General features: G+C 61.5%; 21 protein-coding genes and 1 pseudogene. 14 read left to right on the top strand and 8 right to left on the bottom strand.

What is annotated here, in order from left to right:
- Positions 1–465: 465 nt before the first annotated feature.
- The 3 genes and pseudogenes from AC1DCM_RS21955 to AC1DCM_RS21945 form a co-directional block, all read left to right on the top strand.
- Positions 466–630 (top strand): annotated as a pseudogene (locus AC1DCM_RS21955) (DUF4244 domain-containing protein); the annotation flags it as partial.
- 68 nt (positions 631–698) lie between these two features.
- Positions 699–1,184, top strand: coding sequence for a TadE family type IV pilus minor pilin (locus AC1DCM_RS21950; RefSeq protein WP_477519712.1), 486 nt, complete (start codon positions 699–701; stop codon positions 1,182–1,184).
- Positions 1,169–1,573 carry an Rv3654c family TadE-like protein gene (locus AC1DCM_RS21945; protein ID WP_477519711.1) on the top strand — a complete coding sequence of 135 codons (405 nt, stop codon included), beginning with the start codon at positions 1,169–1,171 and terminating at the stop codon, positions 1,571–1,573. The genes AC1DCM_RS21950 and AC1DCM_RS21945 overlap by 16 nt, the downstream gene beginning before the upstream one ends.
- Positions 1,574–1,617: 44 nt before the next feature.
- Here the strand turns inward: AC1DCM_RS21945 and AC1DCM_RS21940 are convergent, their stop codons facing one another.
- Both AC1DCM_RS21940 and AC1DCM_RS21935 read right to left on the bottom strand, forming a co-directional pair.
- Complete coding sequence (locus tag AC1DCM_RS21940; protein WP_477519710.1) at positions 1,618–3,960, bottom strand: DEAD/DEAH box helicase; 2,343 nt, start codon at positions 3,958–3,960, stop codon at positions 1,618–1,620.
- A gap of 93 nt (positions 3,961–4,053) precedes the next feature.
- Positions 4,054–4,749, bottom strand: coding sequence for a GNAT family N-acetyltransferase (locus AC1DCM_RS21935; RefSeq protein ID WP_442003443.1), 696 nt, complete (start codon positions 4,747–4,749; stop codon positions 4,054–4,056).
- 171 nt (positions 4,750–4,920) lie between these two features.
- On the opposite strand from AC1DCM_RS21935, the gene trhO reads away from it, so the two are divergent.
- Entirely contained in the window at positions 4,921–5,817 is an 897-nt protein-coding gene (gene trhO / locus AC1DCM_RS21930) for an oxygen-dependent tRNA uridine(34) hydroxylase TrhO (RefSeq protein WP_477519709.1), read from the top strand.
- 12 nt (positions 5,818–5,829) lie between these two features.
- Here trhO and AC1DCM_RS21925 read toward each other — a convergent pair whose 3' ends face one another.
- Together AC1DCM_RS21925 and AC1DCM_RS21920 are read right to left on the bottom strand one after the other, a co-directional pair.
- Entirely contained in the window at positions 5,830–6,336 is a 507-nt protein-coding gene (locus AC1DCM_RS21925; RefSeq protein WP_477519708.1) for a DUF6023 family protein, read from the bottom strand.
- 78 nt (positions 6,337–6,414) lie between these two features.
- Positions 6,415–6,858 (bottom strand): hypothetical protein, encoded by a 444-nt coding sequence (locus tag AC1DCM_RS21920; RefSeq protein ID WP_442003446.1) that lies wholly within the window; start codon positions 6,856–6,858, stop codon positions 6,415–6,417.
- A 92-nt stretch (positions 6,859–6,950) separates the two neighbouring features.
- Here AC1DCM_RS21920 and AC1DCM_RS21915 point away from each other — a divergent pair, with 92 nt between their 5' ends.
- The 7 genes from AC1DCM_RS21915 (at position 6,951) to proC (ending at position 15,783) form a co-directional block, all read left to right on the top strand.
- The gene (locus AC1DCM_RS21915) at positions 6,951–8,600 is read left to right on the top strand and encodes a DUF7059 domain-containing protein (protein WP_477519707.1); all 1,650 of its coding nucleotides are present in this window, start codon (positions 6,951–6,953) and stop codon (positions 8,598–8,600) included.
- Complete coding sequence (locus tag AC1DCM_RS21910) at positions 8,597–9,307, top strand: ArsR/SmtB family transcription factor (protein WP_442003448.1); 711 nt, start codon at positions 8,597–8,599, stop codon at positions 9,305–9,307. The genes AC1DCM_RS21915 and AC1DCM_RS21910 overlap by 4 nt, the downstream gene beginning before the upstream one ends.
- A 112-nt stretch (positions 9,308–9,419) precedes the next feature.
- Positions 9,420–12,143: a type I DNA topoisomerase gene (topA, locus tag AC1DCM_RS21905; RefSeq protein ID WP_442003449.1), complete on the top strand. Its 2,724-nt coding sequence runs from the start codon at positions 9,420–9,422 to the stop codon at positions 12,141–12,143.
- Positions 12,144–12,218: 75 nt separating this feature from the next.
- Positions 12,219–12,653: an SseB family protein gene (locus AC1DCM_RS21900; protein ID WP_224165298.1), complete on the top strand. Its 435-nt coding sequence runs from the start codon at positions 12,219–12,221 to the stop codon at positions 12,651–12,653.
- An 89-nt stretch (positions 12,654–12,742) separates the two neighbouring features.
- Positions 12,743–13,879: a Ppx/GppA phosphatase family protein gene (locus AC1DCM_RS21895; protein ID WP_442003450.1), complete on the top strand. Its 1,137-nt coding sequence runs from the start codon at positions 12,743–12,745 to the stop codon at positions 13,877–13,879.
- A gap of 1 nt (position 13,880) precedes the next feature.
- On the top strand, positions 13,881–14,714 hold the full coding sequence (locus AC1DCM_RS21890; RefSeq protein WP_477519706.1) for a sugar phosphate isomerase/epimerase family protein: 834 nt from the start codon (positions 13,881–13,883) through the stop codon (positions 14,712–14,714).
- Between the two features lie 238 nt (positions 14,715–14,952).
- Complete coding sequence (gene proC, locus AC1DCM_RS21885) at positions 14,953–15,783, top strand: pyrroline-5-carboxylate reductase (RefSeq protein ID WP_477519705.1); 831 nt, start codon at positions 14,953–14,955, stop codon at positions 15,781–15,783.
- A gap of 71 nt (positions 15,784–15,854) precedes the next feature.
- On the opposite strand, the gene AC1DCM_RS21880 is transcribed toward proC, so the two are convergent.
- Genes AC1DCM_RS21880 through AC1DCM_RS21870 form a run of 3 tightly spaced genes read right to left on the bottom strand, consistent with a single transcriptional unit; the run spans position 15,855 to position 18,149 of the window.
- A complete protein-coding gene (locus AC1DCM_RS21880) occupies positions 15,855–16,493 on the bottom strand; it encodes a potassium channel family protein (protein WP_377652913.1) in 639 nt (212 codons plus the stop codon).
- Positions 16,494–16,533: 40 nt separating this feature from the next.
- Complete coding sequence (locus AC1DCM_RS21875) at positions 16,534–17,967, bottom strand: TrkH family potassium uptake protein (protein WP_442003453.1); 1,434 nt, start codon at positions 17,965–17,967, stop codon at positions 16,534–16,536.
- A 44-nt stretch (positions 17,968–18,011) separates the two neighbouring features.
- Positions 18,012–18,149, bottom strand: coding sequence for a hypothetical protein (locus AC1DCM_RS21870; protein WP_442003454.1), 138 nt, complete (start codon positions 18,147–18,149; stop codon positions 18,012–18,014).
- Between AC1DCM_RS21870 and AC1DCM_RS21865 the strand changes: the two genes are divergently transcribed.
- A complete protein-coding gene (locus AC1DCM_RS21865; RefSeq protein ID WP_477519704.1) occupies positions 18,148–19,296 on the top strand; it encodes an acetoin utilization protein AcuC in 1,149 nt (382 codons plus the stop codon). The genes AC1DCM_RS21870 and AC1DCM_RS21865 overlap by 2 nt on opposite strands.
- A gap of 18 nt (positions 19,297–19,314) precedes the next feature.
- On the opposite strand, the gene AC1DCM_RS21860 is transcribed toward AC1DCM_RS21865, so the two are convergent.
- The gene (locus AC1DCM_RS21860; RefSeq protein ID WP_477519703.1) at positions 19,315–19,791 is read right to left on the bottom strand and encodes a hypothetical protein; all 477 of its coding nucleotides are present in this window, start codon (positions 19,789–19,791) and stop codon (positions 19,315–19,317) included.
- Between the two features lie 155 nt (positions 19,792–19,946).
- On the opposite strand from AC1DCM_RS21860, the gene AC1DCM_RS21855 reads away from it, so the two are divergent.
- Both AC1DCM_RS21855 and gdhA read left to right on the top strand, forming a co-directional pair.
- A complete protein-coding gene (locus AC1DCM_RS21855; RefSeq protein WP_477519702.1) occupies positions 19,947–20,501 on the top strand; it encodes an ArsR/SmtB family transcription factor in 555 nt (184 codons plus the stop codon).
- A 218-nt stretch (positions 20,502–20,719) separates the two neighbouring features.
- On the top strand, positions 20,720–22,057 hold the full coding sequence (gdhA, locus tag AC1DCM_RS21850; RefSeq protein WP_477519701.1) for an NADP-specific glutamate dehydrogenase: 1,338 nt from the start codon (positions 20,720–20,722) through the stop codon (positions 22,055–22,057).
- Positions 22,058–22,062 lie beyond the last annotated feature (5 nt).

Raw genomic sequence — 22,062 nt, 5'->3', positions numbered from 1 at the left:
CGGAACGCATCGCGTGCGCTCGCAGCAAATACTGGCGGTCTTGAATCCGTCGAGCATGGCAGCGGCCACGATGAGGCCCCACAACACAAGAGTGGCAACCGCGCGGGTGTGCAGTTCGGGATTGAAGAGCATGGGATGGAGCAGCTGGAGATCGAGCTGTTTAACCGAGTAGAACCTCACGCTCCGGCCGCAATCCAGCAGTTGGACAGCCAACGGGTTGGGACAGCATGGATCAGCAAGTGGACCAACTACCTGCGCAGTCGTACACCCGGCGGGATTCGCCGGCAGGCCAGCGCGAAGCCGGGCAGCATCCAGCAGACCCCTCCCCGGCACAGCACTTTCAGCCAAACCACCCTCAGGCAGACGAGCCCCAGCCAAACCACCCTCAGGCGGACCCCTCTCAGGCAGACGAGCCCCAGCCAAATCACGCTCAGGCGGACCCCTCTCAGGCAGACGAGCCTCAGGCGAACCCCGCTCATGGGCTCCGAAGGCGGCATGGCAACAGCGGAATACGCCATAGCAACGCTCGCGGCCGTGGGCCTGGCGGGTCTGCTGGTGGTTATCCTGCGGAGCGAGGAAGTTCGAGGATTCCTGCTCAATCTGGTTCGCACCGCGTTGTCCTTGCCATGACCTCGCCAGTACCTCTCCCAATCAAGCCGGTACCTCTCCCAATCGAGGTGGTGCCTCTGCCCACCAAAATGCCCGCAAGGCAGAAGGAACGTGGTGCCGTAACAGCTGAGTTCGCAGTTGCCCTGCCAGCGGTGATTTTGCTGTTCGCCTTCTTGCTGGCGGCCGGTGCAGCGGGGATAACCCAGCTGCGGTTGGAGGAGGCGGCCAGGGCGGGTGCTCGAGGTCTTGCTCGGGGCGAGAGTACTGGCGAAGTGCAGGGCATCGTCAGGCGCATGGCGGGCGAGGGGGCAACTGCGGGGGTGGCAAGCGACGGCGACTGGGTGACTGTGACAGCCTCCGCGGCGGTAGCAGGCTCGTTGGGTTCACTGATCCCATGGACTCTCACAGCTTCGGCGTCGGTCCGCGGTGAAACACCCGGGGCATCTGGTTGGAGCGACGTGAGTGACATGCCGGGAGCCTTGGTGGGCGGGGCAACGCAAGTGGCATCACCGTGGAACATGCCACCGGGGGATACCGCCTTACGGGTTGCGGCGAACCCATGGATTCCCTTGTGAGGGTGCGGTGCCTATGGCGGCGAACGCTGAAGGGTCTTCCTGTAGCGTCACACCCTGAGCTAGGATCCGGCACAGTCCTGGCGCTGTCACTGGGGTTCGCAGTCCTGGCATTGCTTGGCGGGCTGCTGCTTCTTGCCCAAGCGGGGGTCATGGCGTCGCGAGCTGCGTCGGCAGCAGATCTGGCAGCTCTCGCGGCGGCGGATGCAGCGCGTGGAATAGCCTCGGGTGAGCCCTGTGCTGTGGCGGCCAGCGTTGCAGGACAGCAGGGTGCCACACTGACTGCCTGCGACGTCGTCGGGGGCGACGTCGTGGAGCTCGCCACCAAGCTGGAACAACCGTTCCTCTTCGGCACGGCTACAGGCAGGGCACGCGCTGGGCCGCCTCCTTAGCCAGGTAACGGACTGGGCCGCAGGGTTGCCTAGAGCCGTTGCAGCTAGATGGCGTCTTTCAAGAGGACATCCAGAAGTGTGATGGCGGCTGCCTTGTCCAGTGGGTTGTTCTTGTTGCCGCATTTGGGCGACTGCACACAGGACGGGCAGCCGGCTTCGCATTCGCAGGCCTTGATGGCCTCCCGTGTTGCTGTAAGCCACACCTTGGCCTTTTCAAAGCCCCGCTCGGCAAATCCGGCGCCGCCAGGGTGACCGTCGTAGACGAAGATCGTCGGTACCCCAGTGTCGGCATGCAGTGCAGTGGAGACACCGCCAATGTCCCAACGGTCACTGGACGCCACCAGCGGAAGGAGGCCGATCGCCGCGTGTTCTGCAGCATGCAATGCACCGGGGAATTGCGCTTCCACCAAGCCGGCACCATGCAGTGACCTGTTGTCCACAACGAACCATACGGCCTTGGTGAACAAATCCCTGGCCCCGAGATCGAGCGGCTCCTCGCCCAGGATCTCGTTCGATATCAATGCCTTGCGCTGGAAGGAAACCACTTGGGTTGTGACCTTTACGTCCCCAAAGTGCGCAGTGATGTCGCCCCATTGGACTGAGCGCGAGGTTTCCAGGACTTCGATCTGCGTTACATCCCGTGCCGTGGTGTAAAAATCGGGGTTCACGCGCCTCACCATGACGCAGTGGTCCGCCTCGTTGAGTTCCTCCACCAGGTAGCTGTCCCCCTGGTGCACGTAGATCGCCCCGGTATGTGCCTGATAGTGGGTCTGCGGCGAGTCCATCGTCCCCAGAAGCGAACCTGTCTCGGCGTCAACGATGCTCACAGGGCCACCTCCGTCAGCACGCAGGTTCACCATGCCGGCTGCGCTCTCCGGATGGGTCCAGAACCACCCCGCAGGGCGTTTGCGGAGATATCCCTGCAAGACCAGCCGGTCGAGGAGGCCTTCCGCTGTGGGCCCGAAGAGTTCGAGTTCAGCCGGGCCCACTGGCAACTCCGCTGCTGCCGCGCACAGGTGAGGTCCCAGGACGTACGGGTTTCCCGGATCAAATACTGTGGCTTCGACCGACACGTCGAAGATAGCTTCCGGATGGTTCACAAGGTATGTATCCAAGGGGTCGTCGCTTGCCACGAACGCCGCTATGGCGTCCTGACCAGCCCTTCCTGCGCGTCCAATCTGCTGGAAGAGCGAGGCCCTGGTCCCTGGCCAACCGGCAACCAAAACCGCGTCAAGCCCGGAGATATCGATGCCGAGTTCCAAGGCAGAGGTACTGGAAACCCCCAGCAGCTGTCCGGACCGCAACGCTTTTTCCAAGGCACGCCGCTCTTCGGGAAGGTACCCGGAACGGTAGGCGGCCACGCGGCTGGGCAAGCTGGGATCCACCTCATCCAGCAGTCGCTTGGTGATCGACGAAATCGACTCGGCGCCGCGCCGGGACTTGATAAAGGCAATGGTCCGAACCCGGGAGGAAACAAGGTTCGCCAGGATGTCAGCTGTCTCGGCCACAGCAGTCCGCCGTTGCTTGGCTCCATTTTCACCCTTGACGTCCGTCAAAGCAGGCTCCCAGAACGCCACGGTCGTAGAGCCATGTGGAGAACAGTCTTCGGAAACTTCCCTGACCGGAGCACCGATGAGCCGTCCAAAGGAGACCCCGGGCTCGGAGGCAGTGGCAGAAGCAGCGATGAAGACGGGTTCAGGGAAGGAGGTCCCGGCGCCGTAGTAGGCGCAGATCCGGCGAAGACGCCTCATGAGGTTGGCTACGTGCGAGCCGAAAACACCCCGGTAACTGTGAGCCTCATCCACGATCACATAGCGCAACCTGCGGAAGAACCGCGCCCACCACGTGTGGTTGGGCAGAATGCCGAAGTGGAGCATGTCCGGGTTTGCAAGGATGAAATTGGCATGGTCGCGGATCCAACGGCGCGACGCGACGTCGGTGTCGCCGTCGTACGTTTCTGCTCGAACGGTAGGGAGCTTCAGCGAACGGATCGCTGCTAACTGGTCTGCCGCCAGTGCCTTCGTGGGAGACAAGTAAAGTGTCACGGCACCGTCGTCGTGGATCTTTCCGGGCTCGGACAATACCCTCAGCTCCGAGCGGTGGATCGCATCCAGTGCGGGTAGTTGGTAGGCGAGCGATTTCCCTGAGGCGGTGCCCGTGGCGATCACCACATGCTGGCCTGCCTGGGCGAGGTTGGCGGCTTGGACCTGGTGTCGGTACGGTTCGTGGATGCCCAGCGAGCTGTAGGCCTGGACGATGTCCGGGTGCACCCATTCGGGCCACGGCTCGTTGACGGCCTTGCGCGCAGGGATGGTGTGGACATGGCGCAACTGCTCCGGGTCCGGGTTCCGGCCCAGCAAAGAGATCAGCGAATTCGGTGCAGCCACCAAATCATTCTGTCACTCTGTTGCGGCGCGGACGGCGACGCCCGCCGCGGCACCCGATGAGGCCGCCGTCGAAGGTCCGCTAAACAAGCATCCTCACGCTACAGAGAGGTCCGAACCTTCACTGCTGCTGACGGACATCATCAGAACGTGGCACACCACATCCCACCCAAGGTGGGAGTAAAGCTTTTGGCCGTCCAAGGATGCCAGGAGAAGCCCGTTCTGGACGTCGTGCTCGAACGCTTGGGCGGCGAGGGCCTTCATGATGAAACTTCCAAGGCCGCGGCGCTGGAATTGAGGCTCAGTAACGATCTTGTCGAAAACCGCGGTGCCGTTGACCACGTATACCCGGCCGCTCGCGGCCACGTTCTCGCCCGAGTGGACCACCGCATGATGGACGCCGTTGGTTTCCGAGGTAGCGAGTTCGAGGTCATCGTCAGGCAGCCATGGGTCCTCGGAATCCTGCGTTTCCATGTCCACGATCATCATGGTCTGTGAGGCAGAAGTGACATTCAGCCCATGCTGCTCGGCCAAGTACTTATAACGTTGGACGTCGTTGGTCAGCACGGTCAGGATCCGTGTCTCGGCTTCGGCAGTCTTAGCCGCCAGCGCGGCGAACTCTTCATCGGAGGGATCGTGGGCGAAATACTCCCAGTCACCCGTCTTGTCGGCCCGCAGCGCGGCGGGGAAGCGTCCCTCTTGACGCGACTCATAGCCCCGGCAGCCGGACCAGCCGGCCACCCAGACTTCCAAAAGGTGCGCGATGTCTTCAACCAAGGCGTCTGGACTCATGTAGAGAGACTATGTCAGCGCCCGGGGAAGCAACAGGGTCCGGTCAGAGGAACAATCCGTGCTTATGAAATTGTGACTTCGACGCGTTGAACTGAACCCATGCTCTCTAGGTTTTCAGTGGGTCTGTCAGCGAGGCGCAGAGGATTTTAGTCCACCCAGTACCCTTTAATAGTGGCTTTAAACCGGATCGTACTTTTCTATGGCTTTACCCCGATCGCCGACCCCGACGCCGTGCGTCTGTGGCAGCGTGCCCTCTGCGAGAAATTGGGCCTCACCGGCCGGATCCTGATCTCCAAGGACGGTATTAACGCCACAGTTGGCGGCGAGCTCAATAACATGAAGCAATACGTGAAAACCACCCGCGAATACAAGGGCTTCCACGACATCGACTTCAAGTGGTCCGAGGGCGGGGCCGCCGATTTCCCCCGCCTCAGCGTTAAGGTCCGCGACGAGATAGTTTCCTTCGGGGCTCCCGGGGAACTGAAGGTCGACGAAAAGGGCGTGGTGGGCGGAGGCAAGCATCTCCAGCCTGAAGAACTTCATTCCCTGATGGACGCAAAGAAAGCGGACGGGGAAGAGGTGGTGTTCTTCGATGGCCGCAATGCCTTCGAGGCGCAGATCGGCAAGTTCAAGGACGCCATCGTTCCGGACGTCGCCACTACACATGACTTCATCACGGAACTGGAATCCGGCAAGTATGACGCCCTCAAGGACAAGCCCATTGTCACTTACTGCACGGGCGRCATCCGCTGCGAGGTGCTCTCCAGCCTGATGGTCAACCGTGGTTTCAAAGAGGTTTACCAGCTCGACGGCGGGATCGTTCGCTACGGCGAAACCTTCAAGGACAAGGGCCTCTGGGAGGGCTCGCTCTATGTTTTCGACAAACGCATGCACGTAGAGTTCAGCGACGAAGCAAAGACCATCGGAGAGTGCGTCCGCTGCGCCGCGCCCACCAACAAGTTCGAGAATTGTTCCAACCTGAGCTGCCGGACACTGACCCTTTACTGTGCAGAATGTGCCTCAAGTCCTGAAACCCTTCGCTGCCCCGGAGGCTGTGAAGTCGCCTGAGGCGCAACTCAATCAGAGCCTGCTGACCCGGTAAGCGAAATTCGCGTCGGATCTGGCACCCACAGTGATGGCCAGGATGGCGTCCTTTTCCAACTGCACCACGCTCACCCGGGCATTGGCGCATCCCAAGGTCAGGTCAACCAAGGCCGTCTCGCCCACGCTGACTGCGAATGAAACGCGTCGAGTGCCTCGGCATGCCAGTGTCACGGCATACGTTCCGCCGGGCAACTGCACGGTCTGTTCAGTTCTGGACTCGCCGGAGTTCAGGAATCCGCTGCTGGAATAGAACGATTGCCCCTGCGATTCCGGCAAGGCCGCTTTGGCCCACTCTTTCAGGGCCTCACCCGTAACGGTTTGCTCCAAGGCTGGGTCGGGAGGAAGCACGACATTGCTGCCGGTAGTGTCTGTGGGGCTGGAATCGGCACGCCCGCCGTCGTCATAGGTGTACTCGCACGCCGACAGCGCGCTACACAGCACGAGCAAGAGTCCGACGGCGGCACTTGCCAGCCGTCTGGACATAACCGAGCCAGCCACCTTGCTGCCCATATGGTGACTTTACGCTTGCCCGGAGGCCCGCCATAGGGCTGCGGAAGGGGTTTAATTAGCGCTGGGTACCAGCTGGTACGCAAAGATCAGCGGGGCATCCACACTGCTCGTGGAGATGCTAAGAGCGGCAGTGGCGGGGACTTTGATCTTCACCATTTCAAGGCTGCCGTTGCAGGCGGCTCCCGCATCGGCAATTTGCTTTCCACCGGATGAGACGGCGAAGAACACCTTCCCTCCTCCATCACAAGCCATCATGAGTGTGTAATTCCCCGCGGGAACGCTGGGTGAGTCCTTAACCAAGGGGTCCCGGTTCAGGATCTTGCCGGAATCCTCCAACGTCACGGTGCTGGCTGTGGGAAGAATCTTGTCTTTCCATGCCGGTACATCGGCATGTTCGACGCTGACCGGACCCTGGCAGGCTGTGGCCGCCAGTAGCGTCCCCGCAGCAATGACAACAAGGCCTGCGCGGCGCCTTGTGGAGGAGAGGTTGAGCATGCTTCCACGCTACCGGGTCCCACAGCAAGGTTTTGTCCACATAGCCCAAACCACGAACGCCTGCCATGAAGCAGCCCCCATAGACTTGCAATGTGACTCAAACCCCCGAAATATTTACCGTTGGCAATACTGACGACGCCCCACGCAGCGACCACCCGGAGCTCCTGGTGTCGCTCGCCTCTGACCTTCGCGCCATCTCATACACGGTCGACGGCGTGGCGGAGCTTCTGGGGGAATCCGCCTATGCCGCACTGAACAGGGACCAGGTCATTCCAGCGTTGTTGGTGAGCGAAGGCTTGTCCAAGAGCGGCGTGGAAACCACCCGTGCGCTGTCCGTCATAGTGCGGCTGTGGTTGCTTGCTGTCCCACAGCCCCAGTCCGATGTTGACTTTGCGCTCCCCACCATCGGTGCCCAAGGCCTCGCCCGGCTCGGACTTGTGACGCTGGAGGCCGGCGTTGCCACGGCCAAGGTGGATCTACGCCCCTACGGCTGGGAGGCCAATGCAGACGGCAGCGGGGGAGCGGAGCTTTGGGTGGCCAGCGATCTCGCTGCCCACCAACAAGCAGGGGTCCTGAGGCACGATCACGTGCTGGGGATAGGGCGGGCATCAACAACCCTTGTGCAAACAACCATCAGGCAGCACACGCATCGTGCGCTGGACCTCGGGACAGGCTGCGGCATCCAGACGTTCCACTTGTTGCATCACTGCGAACACGTCACGGCAACCGACATTTCCGAGAGGGCGCTCGCCTTCACCCGTTTCAATCTGCTCCTCAACGCTGCGGAACTGGACCTGGATCCGAACAACCTGGAAGCGCGCGTCAGCCTGCGCCTGGGCTCGCTCCTGGAACCCGTGGCAGGGGAGCGCTTCGGCCTCGTCGTCTCCAATCCGCCCTTTGTCATTACTCCGCGTAGCACAGGAGAGTCCTCGGCTGACCAATTTACGTACCGGGACGGTGGCCTACCAGGTGACGAGATCGTCGCATCGTTGGTGCGAACGTTGGCCGATGTCCTTGAACCCGGCGGCACAGCCCAGATGCTTGGCAACTGGGAGATCCGCGAAGGGACCCAGTGGCATGACCGGCCTTCCGCATGGCTCCAAGATTCGGGTTTGGATGTTTGGTTCATTCAACGTGAGCAGTTGAACCCGGAGCAGTACGCTGAGACCTGGCTGCAGGACGCCTCGGAGAACCGGGACCGCAGCCACTACCAGGAGTCGTACGCCGCGTACCTCGAGGACTTCGGATCGAGGGATGTCGAAGGAATCGGCTTTGGCATGATTTGGCTACGCCGCCCACAAAGTTCAGACGAAGTACGCTTCAGCCGGTTTGAGGAAATTACCTACCCCATTGAGCAACCCATCGGACCCCACCTCGGCGCGGCCGTGGAGCGCGCCGACTGGCTTGCAGCCAGCAGTTTGCCGGAAGTACACCTTGTAGTGGCCGAGGACGTCACCGAAGAGCGCCATCAGCGTCCTGGGGCTGTGCATCCAGGCGTGATCCTCCTTCGGCAGGGGGCTGGCCTTCGTCGGACAAACCTGCTCAGCACTGAGCTGGCGGGCTTTGTTTCTGCTTGTGATGGCGAATTATCCGTACGGCAGATTGTCGGCGCCTTGGAAGCACTCCTGGGAGGCACAGACGACTTCGATTCAGGATCCTTTCGCGAAGGGCTTCTTGCCGAAGTGCGGAATCTCGTCCTGGATGGCTTCCTCCTTCCCGACGTGCCGGAGGCGTCCGCATGAACAGTGCACGGCCGCCGCGGCCACTCCGCACCAAGCCCGCGGCAAGTGACCGTGATTACACTGAGGAAGTGATTGCGAACAACGAGACATCCCAGGCGTCAGGCGATACCCCCCGGCGCAAGAGGGCCGAGAAAACGGTTGAGATAACCGATCCCAAGGCCATCCGCGCCTTGGCGCACGCTGCCCGTCTCGAAGTCATCTCCGAGCTCTACGCCACGCAGGTAAGCCACACGGCTACTGAGCTCGCGGCCCGTACCGGCCTGACCCCAAGTGCCATGAGCTACCACCTTCGCGCACTGCAAAAATGGGGGATCGTAGCCCCGGCCGAAAATGCCGGCGATGCAAGGGAACGCCGGTGGAAGGCTGCTGGAACTGATTTCCGGATTTCAGGTGGCAGCGCGGCCAGCCCGGAGATCGCAGTGGTCGATCTTGAGCTGGACGCCTTCCGACGCAGGGCATCAGCTTTTGCCAAGGCCCGTGGGGAGCGCCGGCAGCGTGGCGAAGCGGCGGAAGAACCGGCGTCGGTGGTGCTGGCGAGCAATTTGCTGTACTTAACCAACCAACAGCGCAAGGAGCTTTCTGAGCGGATCCGGGAGGTCCTGCGGGAGTACGAACTCGAAGACCCAACCCGGATTCCGCAAGGTGCCGAGCGTGTTGCTACTCTGTGGTCAATGATCCCGGATGACCGCATGGCACCTGGGCACTAGGGTCCGGCCAGCCCCCCGGATTTCCACGCCAGAACGCAGGATTCTGCAATCTATGGTGAACTAGGCCAATATGGGCACCAGCCCAATTACACATTTTTTCTGTAGGAGCACCGTGCCCAGCAAGGCAAAAACCGGCAAGAAACTCGTGATCGTGGAGTCTCCGGCCAAGAGCAAGACCATCGCCAAGTATCTTGGCGAGGGCTTCATCGTCGAGGCTTCCATCGGCCATATCCGTGATCTCCCGCAGCCATCGGACCTCCCTGCAGAACTGAAGAAGACCTCGCTGGGCAAGTTCGCCGTCGACATCGAAAACGACTTCAAGCCGTACTACGTCGTATCCCCGGATAAGAAGAAGAAGGTCGCCGAACTCAAGGCCCAGCTGAAAGACGCTGACGCGCTCTATCTCGCAACCGATGGGGACCGCGAGGGCGAAGCCATCGCATGGCACCTCCTTGAGGTCCTTAAACCCAAAGTTCCCGTGTATCGCATGACCTTTGGTGAAATCACCAAGGAAGCGATTCACCGTGCCATGGATAACCTGCGCGACGTCGACACCGCACTGGTTGATGCCCAGGAAACCCGGCGTATCCTTGACCGGCTCTACGGCTACGAAATCTCACCGGTTCTGTGGCGCAAGGTTGCCAGGGGACTCTCCGCGGGACGCGTGCAGTCCGTGGTTACCCGCATGGTGGTTGACCGTGAACGCGAACGTATGGCCTTCCGGGCCGCCTCCTACTGGGACCTGACGGGCCAGTTCGGAGCCGACTCGGGATCGTTCAAGGCAAAGCTTGCCGCAGTGGACGGTTCCAAGGTGGCCAGTGGTCGTGACTTTAACGACAACGGCCAGCTCACATCCTCCAACGTGGTTCACCTCAACGAGGAACTCGCAACGTCATTGGCCGCAGGTCTGCAGAACGCCGATTTCCGCGTTCGTTCGGTAGACACCAAGCCGTACACCCGGCGCCCTGCCGCACCGTTCACAACCTCCACGCTGCAGCAGGAAGCCGGCCGAAAGCTCCGCTTCTCCTCGAAGAGCACCATGCAGGTCGCCCAGCGCCTGTACGAAAACGGCTACATCACTTATATGCGTACGGACTCCTCTGCCTTGAGCGATGAAGCTGTCACAGCAGCCCGCCGTCAGGCTGCGGAGCTCTACGGCCCCGAGTACGTGCCCCAAAGCCCCCGCGTGTACGCCAACAAAGCTGCAAATGCGCAAGAGGCCCACGAGGCCATCCGCCCCGCAGGTGACTCGTTCCGCACGCCCGCCCAGGTGGCCAAGCAGCTCAGCGGCGACGAATTCCGGTTGTACGAGCTCATCTGGAAGCGCACGGTCGCATCCCAGATGGCCGACGCCAAGGGCTCCACAGCCACCATCCGCCTCGGTGCCGTAGCAGCCGACGGACGCGACGCTGAATTCTCGGCATCGGGTACCGTTATCACCTTCCCCGGATTCCTCGCCGCTTATGAGGAGGGCAAGGATGAGAGCCGCGGAGATGACGACTCCGATGAAGCGCGCCGCCTCCCGAACGTGGCCAAGGATGACTCCCTGACGGCCTCGGACATCGTGGCCGTGGGGCACGAGACTTCACCGCCTCCGCGGTACACGGAAGCGTCGCTGACTGCTGAGCTGGAAAAGAAGGGCATCGGCCGTCCATCGACCTATGCCTCCACGATTTCCACCATCCAGGATCGCGGTTATGTCCGCAAACAAGGTTCTGCCCTGGTTCCCAGCTGGATCGCTTTCTCGGTGATTCGTTTGCTTGAGCAGCACTTCACGGATTATGTCGACTACGAGTTCACCGCCGACATGGAAGGCGATCTGGACAAGATCGCCAACGGCCAAGCCGTGGGCGCAGCATGGCTGAAGCACTTCTACTATGGTGAAGACGCTGATCCCGGGCTGTTGAGCATCGTGAACAACCTCGGCGAAATTGACGCCCGGGAGATCAACTCCGTGCCCATTGCCGAAGGCATCACCCTGCGTGTGGGTAAGTTCGGCCCGTACCTGGAAAGCAGCATCCCCACCGTTGATGAGAAGACCGGTGAAGTGGTGGAGTCCGCGCGGGCCAACGTCCCGGAGGAACTCGCCCCGGATGAGCTGACGGCCGCCAAGGCAATCGAGCTCATGGAAACTGCTGCTCCCGAGGAACGTGTCCTGGGAACCGATCCACACACCGGCCATACCGTGGTTGCCAAGAACGGCCGTTACGGCGCCTACGTCACCGAGATCATCCCCGAGATGACCGAGGAACAGCTGGCAAACCAGCCTGTTGAGTACTACAAGAACGGCAAGCCCAAGCCTCCAAAGAAGCCTGTGAAAGCCAAGCCACGCACAGGTTCGCTGTTCAAGTCCATGACCGTGGACAGCGTCACCCTGGATGAGGCCCTGCAGCTCATGAGCCTGCCACGGGTGCTTGGCGAGGATGCTGAAGGAAATGTCATCACCGTCCAGAACGGCCGGTTCGGACCTTACCTGAAGAAGGGTACGGACTCCCGTTCCATCGGATCCGAAGAAGAAATCTTCACCATCACCCTGGAACAGGCCTTGGAGATCTACTCCCAACCCAAGCAGCGTGGTGCCCGGGCCGCAGTGCCCCCACTGGCCGAGTTTGGCCCGGACCCCGTGTCGGAGAAGAACATCGTCGTGAAGGAGGGCCGTTTCGGTCCCTACATCACTGATGGCGTCACGAACATCACGGTCCCGCGCTCAACCTCCCTTGAGGAACTGACCCGGGAACGCGCCGTCGAACTTCTTGCCGAGAAGCGGGCCAAGGGCCCCGTCAAGCGGACCACTACCCGCAAGGCGCCAGCCAAGAAGGCAACAGCCAAAAAGTAAAGCAGCAGCAAGACAGGATGCCGTCCGGGAAGCAAGCGAATTGCGTCCCGGACGGCATCGTGGTCGAGTAGAAGCATGACTGAACAGACGGCTTCACCGGACAACGGACCCTTGAACGACCTCGAAGCGAAGCTCGCCTTGGCTGAACAGCCGGACGCCAACCCGGTGGACGTCATCCTTGCTTTCCTGAACAACGAGGTCTATCTCATCAGTTCCGAAGCAGTGGACGGACCGGATTCTGCAGTAGAGCCATTGGTCCTTTCGAACGCCGACGGACAGCCCGTTCTGGCGGTGTTCAGCCACCCGAGCCGCGTGGACGAGCGTTTCCTGGAAGCCGCTCCGCACATTCTGGGGACCATGGGTTCAGCGATCCTTGGCAACATCGGCGACGAACTGGGCATGGTCATTAACCCCGGAAGCGAATATGGCTTCGAAATCGATCCTGAAGGGATCGCCAACATCCGCCGCGACTTCAAACGGGCAGACGAAGCAGGGGAGCCAACGGAATAGCTGGCATCCTGGGCACGGGACGTCCGCCTGCCAGCGAAACGTGGACGCCAAGTTGCTTCCCCGGCTTCGAATCGGTGAATAATGGCAGAATGCGTCTTGGCGTTCTCGATATCGGTTCAAACACCGTCCACCTGCTGCTCGTGGATGCCCATCCCGGCGCCCGCCCAGTGGCTTTTGCCTCCCACAAACGGCCACTTTCCCTGGTGCAATACCTCGACGGTGATGGCAACATCAACGATGCCGGACAGACTGAGCTGATTGAGTTCGTCCTGGAGGCGTGGGAATTCGCAGCCCGCCACAAGGCTGAGGATTTGCTCGCGTTTTGTACCTCGGCGATCCGTGAGGCAACCAACGGAGCCGAGGTCCTGGCCCGGGTCAAACACGAGACCACGGTGACGCTACAGGAGCTCACTGGCAGCGAAGAAGCTTCGATGACCTTCTTTGCCGTTCGTCGTTGGTACGGCTGGGGCGCCGGCCCGATTCTGGATCTGGACATTGGCGGTGGATCCTTCGAAATGGCGTATGGCACGGACGAACTCCCGGAATTCGCTACATCCGTTCCCTTGGGAGCCAGCAGGCTGACGCGGGATTGGCTCCACGAAGATCCACCCAGCGCGAAGAGCGTCAAGGAGTTGAGGCGGTACATCCGCTCTACGCTCAAACCTGTTGTCCGCAACTTTCACGAGCTCGGCCGCGCCAACCTGGTGGCAGGGACCTCCAAGACGTTCCGCTCCCTTGCCCGGATCGCCGGTGCTGCCCCCAGCGGAGCCGGTCCTTATGTAAAACGGGAACTCCACGCCGCCGATCTTGGCTTGTGGGCCCAGCGCATATCCGCCATGAAGGTCGAGGACCGGTTGTACCTCCCCGGCGTTTCAGATGCGCGCGCCCGCCAGTTGCTGGCCGGGGCTCTGGTTGCAGAAGCAGCGTTGGAACTCTTCGAATTCCCTAAAATGGAAATTTGTCCGTGGGCTCTGCGTGAAGGGCTGATCCTTCGCCGCCTGGACCAGTTGGTCTTCGAGGACGCAGTGGATCCCGCCCCACACGTCGGGAAGCGCAAGAAGGACAAGTCCAAGAAAAAAGCAGTCAAGGAAGGCGACAAGACGACGGACAACGACGAGCCCCAGCCCAGCTTTGAGGAGTTCCCGGTGCCGCTGAACACAGTGCCGGTGAACAACCCTGCCCCTGCACCAATCCCGGCACCTGCTGCAGGCGGGCTGGCTTCCTGAGATGAGTACCGACGTCGAGCCCTTTGCAAATAACCGCCACATCCCGGTGGCGCTGTCCAGTGCCTCCGTTTACCCGCTGAGCGTCCATGATGCTTTCGCGGTTGCCCAGGACCTTGGCTATGAAGGCGTTGAGGTCATGGTCACCAACAACGCCGTGAGCCAGAATCCTGACGCACTCATCCAGCTGAGCCATCGCTACCATCAAGAGATCGTCTCTATTCACGCGCCCACTTTGCTGCTCACCCAGCAAGTCTGGGGAGCTGCATGGAACAAGATCGAGAAGTCGTGCCAGATGGCCAGGGAAGTTGGCTGCGACACCGTGGTGGTCCATCCGCCATTCCGCTGGCAGTCGAACTATGCCGAGAACTTCGCCGCGGGTGTTCGGGAGATCGCGGCGATGTACCAAGTGCACATCGCGGTGGAGAACATGTACCCGTGGCGCGTCCGCGGACGGGAGGCTGTTGCCTACCTTCCGCACTGGGATCCGTTGGGACAGGACTACGACGACGTCACCTGGGACTTCTCGCACGCGGCAACTGCGGGGGCCAATAGTTTGGAAGCAATCCAAGCACTGGGCAGCAAGCTCCGCCACGTTCACCTCACGGACGGTTCGGGTTCGGGAAAAGACGAGCACTTGGTGCCGGGCACAGGGACACAGCAGTGTGCCGATGCCCTGCAACACCTTGCATCCAACGGCTTCAATGGTGTTGTGGTGGCGGAGATTTCAACCCGCAAGGCCAAGGTGGCGGGCGAGCGCGAAGAAATGTTGGCGGAGACGTTTCGTTTCGCGCGGCAGCACCTCAGCATCCCGCTGGTGCGCTCACACGATAATTAGTAGCCAACGCAATTAAAAGCAAAGCACCGGCGGCCGAATCGGGAAATGGGGGAAAACCCGCCCCGGCCACCGGTGCTGTTGGCGGACATCCCCATGCCCGCCTCATCACTCGCACCCTCAATGAGGTAACTACTAAGTTACGGACCAAGGTTGGGTGCTGCCTGCAATATTCTTGGGAACAAGCTGGGAATCCGGACAGCGTTCGACCCCTCCATGGGCAAACTGCCATGATGGTGCAATGAGCAACCGAATCGCATTCCTTGGCTGTGGATCCATGAACGAGGCAATTCTGGCCGGTCTCCTTGCCGCCGGAACTGACCCATCTGATGTCGTCGCCACTGTCCGACGTGCCGAGCGCGCAGAAGAGCTTGCGCAGCGGTACGGCGTTATGGCGATCGCCGGCGAGGAAGAGCCGGACAACAACAAGCTTGCAAGCAAAGGTTCCGGCATAGTCATCCTTGGCGTCAAACCAATTGGCATTACAGACCTTGCACGGGAAATCAGCCCGGCACTCGCGAAGGACACCGTTGTTGTGAGCGTGGCAGCTGCGGTCTCCATCGCACAGCTTGAGGCCGCCCTTCCGGAGGGGCAACCGGTGATCCGGACCATGCCGAACACACCCGCAAAGCTGGGGCGCGGCGTCGTATCTGTCTCGCCCGGAACGCACTGCACGCCCGAACAGCTGGAGAAGGTGAAGGCAGCGCTGGCAGGTGCCGGCAAAGTCGTGGACGTGCCCGAGGAACAAGTGGACGCTTTGTCCGCCATCAGTGGATCCGGCCCGGCCTACGCGTTCTATTTGGCTGAGGCCATGGCCGCTGCGGGTGTTGAGCTGGGGTTGGACGCCGAACTGTCGGTCATGCTGGCCCGCGAAACGGTGGCGGGCGCCGGTTTCATGCTGGCGGAACCGGGTGCGGACCCCACCGCACTTCGAGTTGCCGTAACCAGTCCCAACGGAACCACCGAGCGGGCTATCGCAGCATTCGACGACGGCGGGATCCCCAGGATCATTGCCGAAGGAGCCCGTGCAGCTGCTACGCGGGCGGCGGAGATCACCAAGCAGTTGGGCTAGTCCCCAACCGCACCCTAGCCTCGCAAGCTCGGCCAGGGAACCCTGCGGTCGTGGGCCCAACCAACCGCACCCTACGGTCGCGCTGCGAAGCGCTCCAGTAGGTCAACGTGTCCGGACACGATCAACATGTCGTGGCCGGACACCTTGGTTTCCGGCCGCGCATACGTGAAGTCCTCGCCGGGAGTCTTCACGCCGACGATCGTCACGCCGTATTTGGAGCGCACCTTGGATTCCTCCAGGGTGAAGCCCACAGTTTCCTTGGGCGGATACATCTTGACGATCGCGTAGTCGTCGTCGAACTCGATGAAGTCCAGCATGCGCCCTGAGACCAGGTGCGCGGCACGGACGCCGGCGTCGGCTTCCGGGTAGATCACGTGGTTTGCGCCGATCCGGCTGAGGATCTTGCCGTGGGATGGGGTGATCGCTTTAACCCAGAGGTGTTGGATGCCCAGGTCCACCAGGTTCACAGTGATGAGTACCGAGGACTCGATGGACGTGCCCACGCCTACCACGGCGGAGCTGAACTCTTGGGCCCCCAGCTGGCGCAGGGCATCGATGTTGGTGGCGTCGGCCTCCACCACGTGGGTGAGCACAGGCGCCCATTTCTGGACCAGGGTGCGGTCACGTTCAATCGCCAGGACTTCCCGGCCTTGCTTGACCAATTGCTCGGCTGTGGCCGACCCGAACCGGCCAAGGCCAATGACCAGCACTGGTGCATTGTGGGCGGGACGGTTGGGCGCCCCTGTGGTACTAGCCAATGATTGGCCTCTCTTCCGGGTAGTGGTACAGCTGGCTGCGCTGGCGCAGGGCCAGGCCGGCAGCGAGGGTTACGGTGCCCACACGGCCTGCGAACATGAGTACGGTCAGGACGTAAACGCCCGACGGCGGCAGCTCGGCGCTGAGGTTGGTGCTCAATCCCACGGTGGCAAAGGCGGAGATGGTTTCAAAGAGCACTCTGTCCAGTGTTGCGCCGCTGATGGAGAGCAGCAGGAATGCCGCGACCGAGACAAGGGTGGCACCGGCAACGATCACGGAAATCGCCACCCGCATGGTGCCTTGGGGAATCGTTCGGCCGTAGACCTTCACATCGGCATCGCCACGGGCCTCGGCGACGATGGCGAGGAACATGACGGCGATGGTGGTCACCTTGATGCCGCCGGCCGTGGACGCCGAGCCGCCGCCGGCAAACATGAGGGCATCCGTGAGGAGCATGGTGGTGGATTCCATGTGGTTTTGGTCCACCAGGTTGAATCCGCCTGAGCGCGTCATCACGGAAGCAAAGAGGGAATGGATGAGCTTGTCACCCAGGTCCATGTGCGCGATGGTCCGCACGTTGTCCCATTCCATGAGCGCCCACAGGACTGTGCCGGCGAGCAGCAGGATGAAGGACACCTGGATGGTGATCTTGGTGTGGAGGTTCCACTTCTTCCAGTTCAGGCCGTTCTGTTGGAGGACCATCACTACGGGGAAGCCGAGGCTGCCAAGGAACACGCCCAGCATGAGTGGAACGAGGATCCAGAGGTCGGTCTCGTAGGGGACGATGCCGTCCGAGTGCGGCGTAAATCCGGCATTGTTGAAGGACGAGATCGAGTAGAAGACTCCGTGCCAAACCGACTGCCAGAAGGGCTCTCCGAGGAGCATGAAGCGGGGGATCAGCGCAAGGGCAAGCGCGCCTTCGATCACCACGGAGGTCACGATGACGATGCGGAGCAGCGTACCCACTTCACCAAGCCTGCCGGCGTTGTTCATGGCTTCCTGGGCGATGAGCTTGCCGCGGACACCAAGCCGCTTGCTGACCATGAGCGCCAACAGTGAAGCCAGGGTCAGAGTGCCAAGGCCGCCCACAAAGATGCCCACCAAAATAATGAGCTGGCCGAGGAAGGACCAGTGCGTGGCGGTGGAAACCACGGTCAGGCCGGTAACACAGACACTGGAAACTGCCGTGAACATGGCCTGGTGGAGAGGCGTAGGTTCGCCCGACGCCGAGGAAAATGGCAAAGACAACAAGCCTGTGAAGAGCAGGATCACCGAGGCGAAAGCGACCAGTGCCAGACGGGCCGGGGACGTGTTGGCGATGTTGTCAATGAAGTCGCGCGCACGCGTGAAAATCCACAGACCTTCACGTTCCTGCTGGCCGGGTTGCCAGTTGGCCGGGCTCACGGAGCGCGACTGGCTTTGAGACATGGGGTTCTTCCTCGGTTGAACATGCTTTCCTGAGTAGTAAACCACTATTCCTGCGGCGTAACCGGGCGGTAGTGCAGCGCGGCCTCAGGTAGCCTGTTCTGGATGAACTCCAGGCTTGGAACAACCGCTTCCAGCATTACGCGATCCGCACTGCCAACGACGGTGGTGTGGGATCCAGCCATGACTGCTTACAACTTTGGACCCAGCCATCCTATGGCCCCGCAGCGGCTGGAGTTAACAGCGAGGCTCGCGGAATCCCTTGGTCTTTTCGACCACAAACATGTGGTGGTGGAGTCGCCGGAGTTGGCCACCGACGTCGAACTTTGCTCGGTGCACAGCGCCGACTATGTGGAAGCCGTCCGCCGGGTGAGCGAGAATCCTGGCATGCCGGAGGAGGGGCGGGGTCTTGGGACGGAGGATGATCCTGCGTTTGCCGGTATGCATGAGGCCAGCGCCCGGCTGGCCGGTGGCTCTTTGCTCGCTGCGGAATCCATTCTGTCGGGCAACGCCGTCCGTGCCGTGAATTTCAGTGGCGGAATGCACCATGCAGCACGTGACCGCGCCAGCGGTTTTTGCGTCTACAACGACGTCGCGATTGCCATCCAACGGCTGCTGGATGGCGGCGTGCAGCGCGTCGTCAGCATCGACGTCGACGCCCACCACGGCGACGGAACCCAAAGCATTTTTTGGAATGACCCCCGCGTCATGACGATTTCCCTGCATGAATCCGGTCTTACCCTCTTTCCGGGAACGGGTTTTGCCAATGAAACCGGTGGCCCTGATGCGCAGGGCACGGTTGTCAACGTCGCATTGCCGGCGTTCACCGGAGATGCCGCGTGGCTTCGCGCCTTCCATGCGGTGGTACCGCAGCTGGTTGCCGCCTTCAATCCCGAGGTGATTGTCAGCCAGCATGGCTGCGACTCGCACCGCCTGGATCCATTGACGCACCTCAACCTCAGCGTGGACGGGCAGCGTGAGGCGGCCAGCGCCGTGGCGAGCCTCGCCGCCAGGTACTGCGATAACCGCTGGATCGCCACAGGCGGGGGCGGCTACGACGTTACGGGTGTTGTGCCACGTGCCTGGAGCCATCTGATCGGGATGGTGACACAGCGGCCGGTGCCCTTGAGCACCCCCGTGCCAGAAGCATGGCGTAACTATGTCAGGGAAACTTACGGGGTGTGGGCTCCGGAGTCGATGGGCGACGACGTGGATGTTTGGTGGCGCTCTTGGGAAGTTGGATACGACCCAGCGGACGAGGTGGACCGCACGGTCATTGCCACACGCAAGGAGATCTTCCCTTTGTACGGGTTGGATCCCTGGTTCGATTAGCTGGTCTTGACTCGCCAGCTATGGCTCGGACTTCTCCGTCTGGAAGACCACGCCCGCAGCACCCACGAGCCAGCCCAGCAACGACAACGCAAAGGCTCCGATGAGGTCCGTGGACGCTTGGCCCTTGAACAGCCATAGCACCAGGACCAGCAAGCCCATGGTGATGTAAACCATGATCGCGAATATCACCCGTCCCGATAAACGCAGGGCAACCTCCGCCGGGCTGACGAGGGGACCGGATTCGCCAGCGTTCGTGTTGTCCCGCTTAACCTCCGAGATAGTGAACCCGAGTGCAGATGCCGTAAGCGAACTCAGGGACGTTGCGAGGACTCCCGCCGCGGTAACCAACGCTCCGTTCAGCTCAGGGGCGCTCAACCCACCGGTTGGAACCCAGGTGCCGACCCGGAGGAGCACCGTACTCCACACGAAGACGAATACGGCAAGGAACACCCCGGCGATGATGTTGAAGATTTGCCGCCGAAGGAAATCAGTCATTGCCCGCACCCCGTGCTTTTGGCGGCCGGGGCCTGGGAGCCCGGACGGACCGTGAGTCCGTTTTAGCATCGGCTCTTGATAGGGTCAACGATCCGGCGCCGTCGCGGCGCGAAACAGGGATGCCATTTGGCGTATATGTCGCTAGGGTGGGAGGCATGGTGACTGACGACGTATTTGCCGTCATAGCTGAGGCAACCAGGCGCGACATCCTGGTTTCACTCCGCTCTGGGGATAAAGCTGTAGGCGAATTGGTGGAAGAACTGGCTGCAAGCCAGCCCACTATCTCCAAGCATCTGAAGGTGCTCCGTGAGGCTGACCTCGTCAGCATGCGCGCCCAGGGGCAGAAGCGCTACTACGCGCTGAACCCGAAACCGCTGGCGGGCGTAGCCACGTGGCTGGAAACCTTCGACGTCGGACCCTCGGCTGCTGCCGCCGTCGAACAGTCCGTGGAAGCAGCCCCTCAAACGGTGGCTTCTGCTTCGCTTGTGGAACCCACTGTGCCGGACGTCATCGAAACCCGCGCAGACGCCGTTAGTAAGGCCGTGAAAGTCCACTCAGATGGGATGCCCGTCTCGCTGGAACTCGCATCGGACGATACCGTCCCGCAGCAGATCGGCCGGACTGTTGGCCGCGCTGCCACTAAAGCCGCGGACCTGCTGGCTAACCTCCCGAACCTTCCCAACCTCCCGAAGTTCGGTCGCAAGCGCTAGTGCGCTATGTCCAGAGCAATCTAACGTGATCTTGGACACCTTGTGAGGTTTCGTTAAGGTCAGGTTTCCTTGCGTTTGCGCGGATTTTCTACAGTTGTGTTAACTCCGGGCCGAAGGTCACAATCCCATCGGATGGAGATCCTATGTCCATTGGTGCAACCATGAGCGGGACTGAATCGTCTCGCCGCCGGCCGACGCACTGAGGGATAGGAAGACGCATGGATTCGAGGCTCGAAGCTGTCAGGGACACCGTGTTGGCGCGGAATCCAGGCGAGAAGGAGTTCCACCAGGCTGTCACCGAGGTCTTCGAAAGCCTGGGGCCGGTTCACGATCGGCACCCGGAATTCCTGGAAGGCGCCGTGCTGGAGCGTCTCTGTGAACCCGAACGGCAGATCATCTTCCGCGTACCGTGGACCGACGATTCTGGCCGAGTCCACGTAAACCGCGGTTTTCGGGTGGAGTTCAACTCGGCGCTCGGTCCCTACAAGGGCGGGCTGCGGTTCCATCCCTCCGTCTACCTGGGAATCGTCAAGTTTCTTGGCTTTGAGCAGATCTTCAAGAATGCCCTCACAGGCATGCCGATCGGCGGCGGCAAGGGCGGCTCCGACTTCGATCCGCGCGGACGCTCGGATGCCGAGATCATGCGGTTCTGCCAGTCATTTATGACTGAGCTCTACCGTCATATTGGTGAGTACACCGATGTCCCCGCTGGCGACATCGGCGTTGGCGGCCGCGAGATCGGCTACCTCTTCGGCCAGTACAAGCGCATCACCAACCGCTACGAATCCGGGGTCCTTACCGGCAAAGGGATTTCCTGGGGTGGCTCGTTGGTCCGGCCTGAAGCTACCGGGTACGGCACCGTGATCTTTGCCCAGGAGATGCTCAAGACCCGCGGCACTTCCTTCGACGGCCAACGTGTTGTGGTGTCCGGTTCCGGAAATGTAGCCATCAATGCGATTGCCAAAGCGCAGTCGCTCGGTGCAACTGTGGTGGCCTGTTCCGACTCGTCCGGTTACATCGTGGACGAGGCTGGGATCGACGTCGGGCTTTTGCGCCACATCAAGGAAGTGGAGCGCGCCCGGCTGACGGAATACGCGCTACGACGGCCCGGATCCAGCTACGTAGCGGGTGGCTCGGTGTGGGACGTGAACGGTACGGTCGCGCTGCCTTGCGCCACCCAGAACGAGCTCGACGGCGATGCTGCCGCCAAGTTGGTCAGCAACGGCCTGATCGCGGTGGCCGAGGGGGCCAACATGCCCTCCACACGGTCGGCCGTGTCAGTGTTTCAGGAAGCCGGCATTCTGTTCGGGCCGGGCAAAGCCGCCAACGCCGGGGGTGTTGCTACGTCCGCACTGGAAATGCAGCAGAACGCCAGCCGTGATTCGTGGTCGTTCGAGCACACTGAACAGCGGCTTACGGAGATCATGGTGGGCATCCACGACCGCTGCGCAGCAACCGCCGAAGAGTATGGTTCGCCTGGTAATTACGTGGTGGGCGCCAACATCGGCGGCTTCGTCAAGGTAGCCGACGCCATGCTGGCTCAAGGCCTGATCTAGCGCCG

It is taken from the genome of Paenarthrobacter sp. 10N417 (assembly GCF_056394745.1).
Note: the sequence above shows the minus strand (reverse complement) of the source record. Positions and strands in the feature narration are given on the sequence as shown.

What these genes read in the sequence shown, in the direction of transcription:
- AC1DCM_RS21950 (WP_477519712.1), top strand. Translation starts at nt 699, where the DNA reads ATGCCCGCAAGGCAGAAGGAACGTGGTGCCGTAACAGCTGAGTTCGCA.
- AC1DCM_RS21945 (WP_477519711.1), top strand. Translation starts at nt 1,169, where the DNA reads ATGGATTCCCTTGTGAGGGTGCGGTGCCTATGGCGGCGAACGCTGAAG.
- AC1DCM_RS21935 (WP_442003443.1), bottom strand. Translation starts at nt 4,749, where the DNA reads ATGAGTCCAGACGCCTTGGTTGAAGACATCGCGCACCTTTTGGAAGTC.
- AC1DCM_RS21925 (WP_477519708.1), bottom strand. Translation starts at nt 6,336, where the DNA reads ATGTCCAGACGGCTGGCAAGTGCCGCCGTCGGACTCTTGCTCGTGCTG.
- AC1DCM_RS21920 (WP_442003446.1), bottom strand. Translation starts at nt 6,858, where the DNA reads ATGCTCAACCTCTCCTCCACAAGGCGCCGCGCAGGCCTTGTTGTCATT.
- AC1DCM_RS21910 (WP_442003448.1), top strand. Translation starts at nt 8,597, where the DNA reads ATGAACAGTGCACGGCCGCCGCGGCCACTCCGCACCAAGCCCGCGGCA.
- AC1DCM_RS21900 (WP_224165298.1), top strand. Translation starts at nt 12,219, where the DNA reads ATGACTGAACAGACGGCTTCACCGGACAACGGACCCTTGAACGACCTC.
- AC1DCM_RS21895 (WP_442003450.1), top strand. Translation starts at nt 12,743, where the DNA reads ATGCGTCTTGGCGTTCTCGATATCGGTTCAAACACCGTCCACCTGCTG.
- AC1DCM_RS21890 (WP_477519706.1), top strand. Translation starts at nt 13,881, where the DNA reads ATGAGTACCGACGTCGAGCCCTTTGCAAATAACCGCCACATCCCGGTG.
- proC (WP_477519705.1), top strand. Translation starts at nt 14,953, where the DNA reads ATGAGCAACCGAATCGCATTCCTTGGCTGTGGATCCATGAACGAGGCA.
- AC1DCM_RS21875 (WP_442003453.1), bottom strand. Translation starts at nt 17,967, where the DNA reads ATGTCTCAAAGCCAGTCGCGCTCCGTGAGCCCGGCCAACTGGCAACCC.
- AC1DCM_RS21865 (WP_477519704.1), top strand. Translation starts at nt 18,148, where the DNA reads ATGACTGCTTACAACTTTGGACCCAGCCATCCTATGGCCCCGCAGCGG.
- AC1DCM_RS21870 (WP_442003454.1), bottom strand. Translation starts at nt 18,149, where the DNA reads ATGGCTGGATCCCACACCACCGTCGTTGGCAGTGCGGATCGCGTAATG.
- AC1DCM_RS21860 (WP_477519703.1), bottom strand. Translation starts at nt 19,791, where the DNA reads ATGACTGATTTCCTTCGGCGGCAAATCTTCAACATCATCGCCGGGGTG.
- AC1DCM_RS21855 (WP_477519702.1), top strand. Translation starts at nt 19,947, where the DNA reads ATGGTGACTGACGACGTATTTGCCGTCATAGCTGAGGCAACCAGGCGC.
- gdhA (WP_477519701.1), top strand. Translation starts at nt 20,720, where the DNA reads ATGGATTCGAGGCTCGAAGCTGTCAGGGACACCGTGTTGGCGCGGAAT.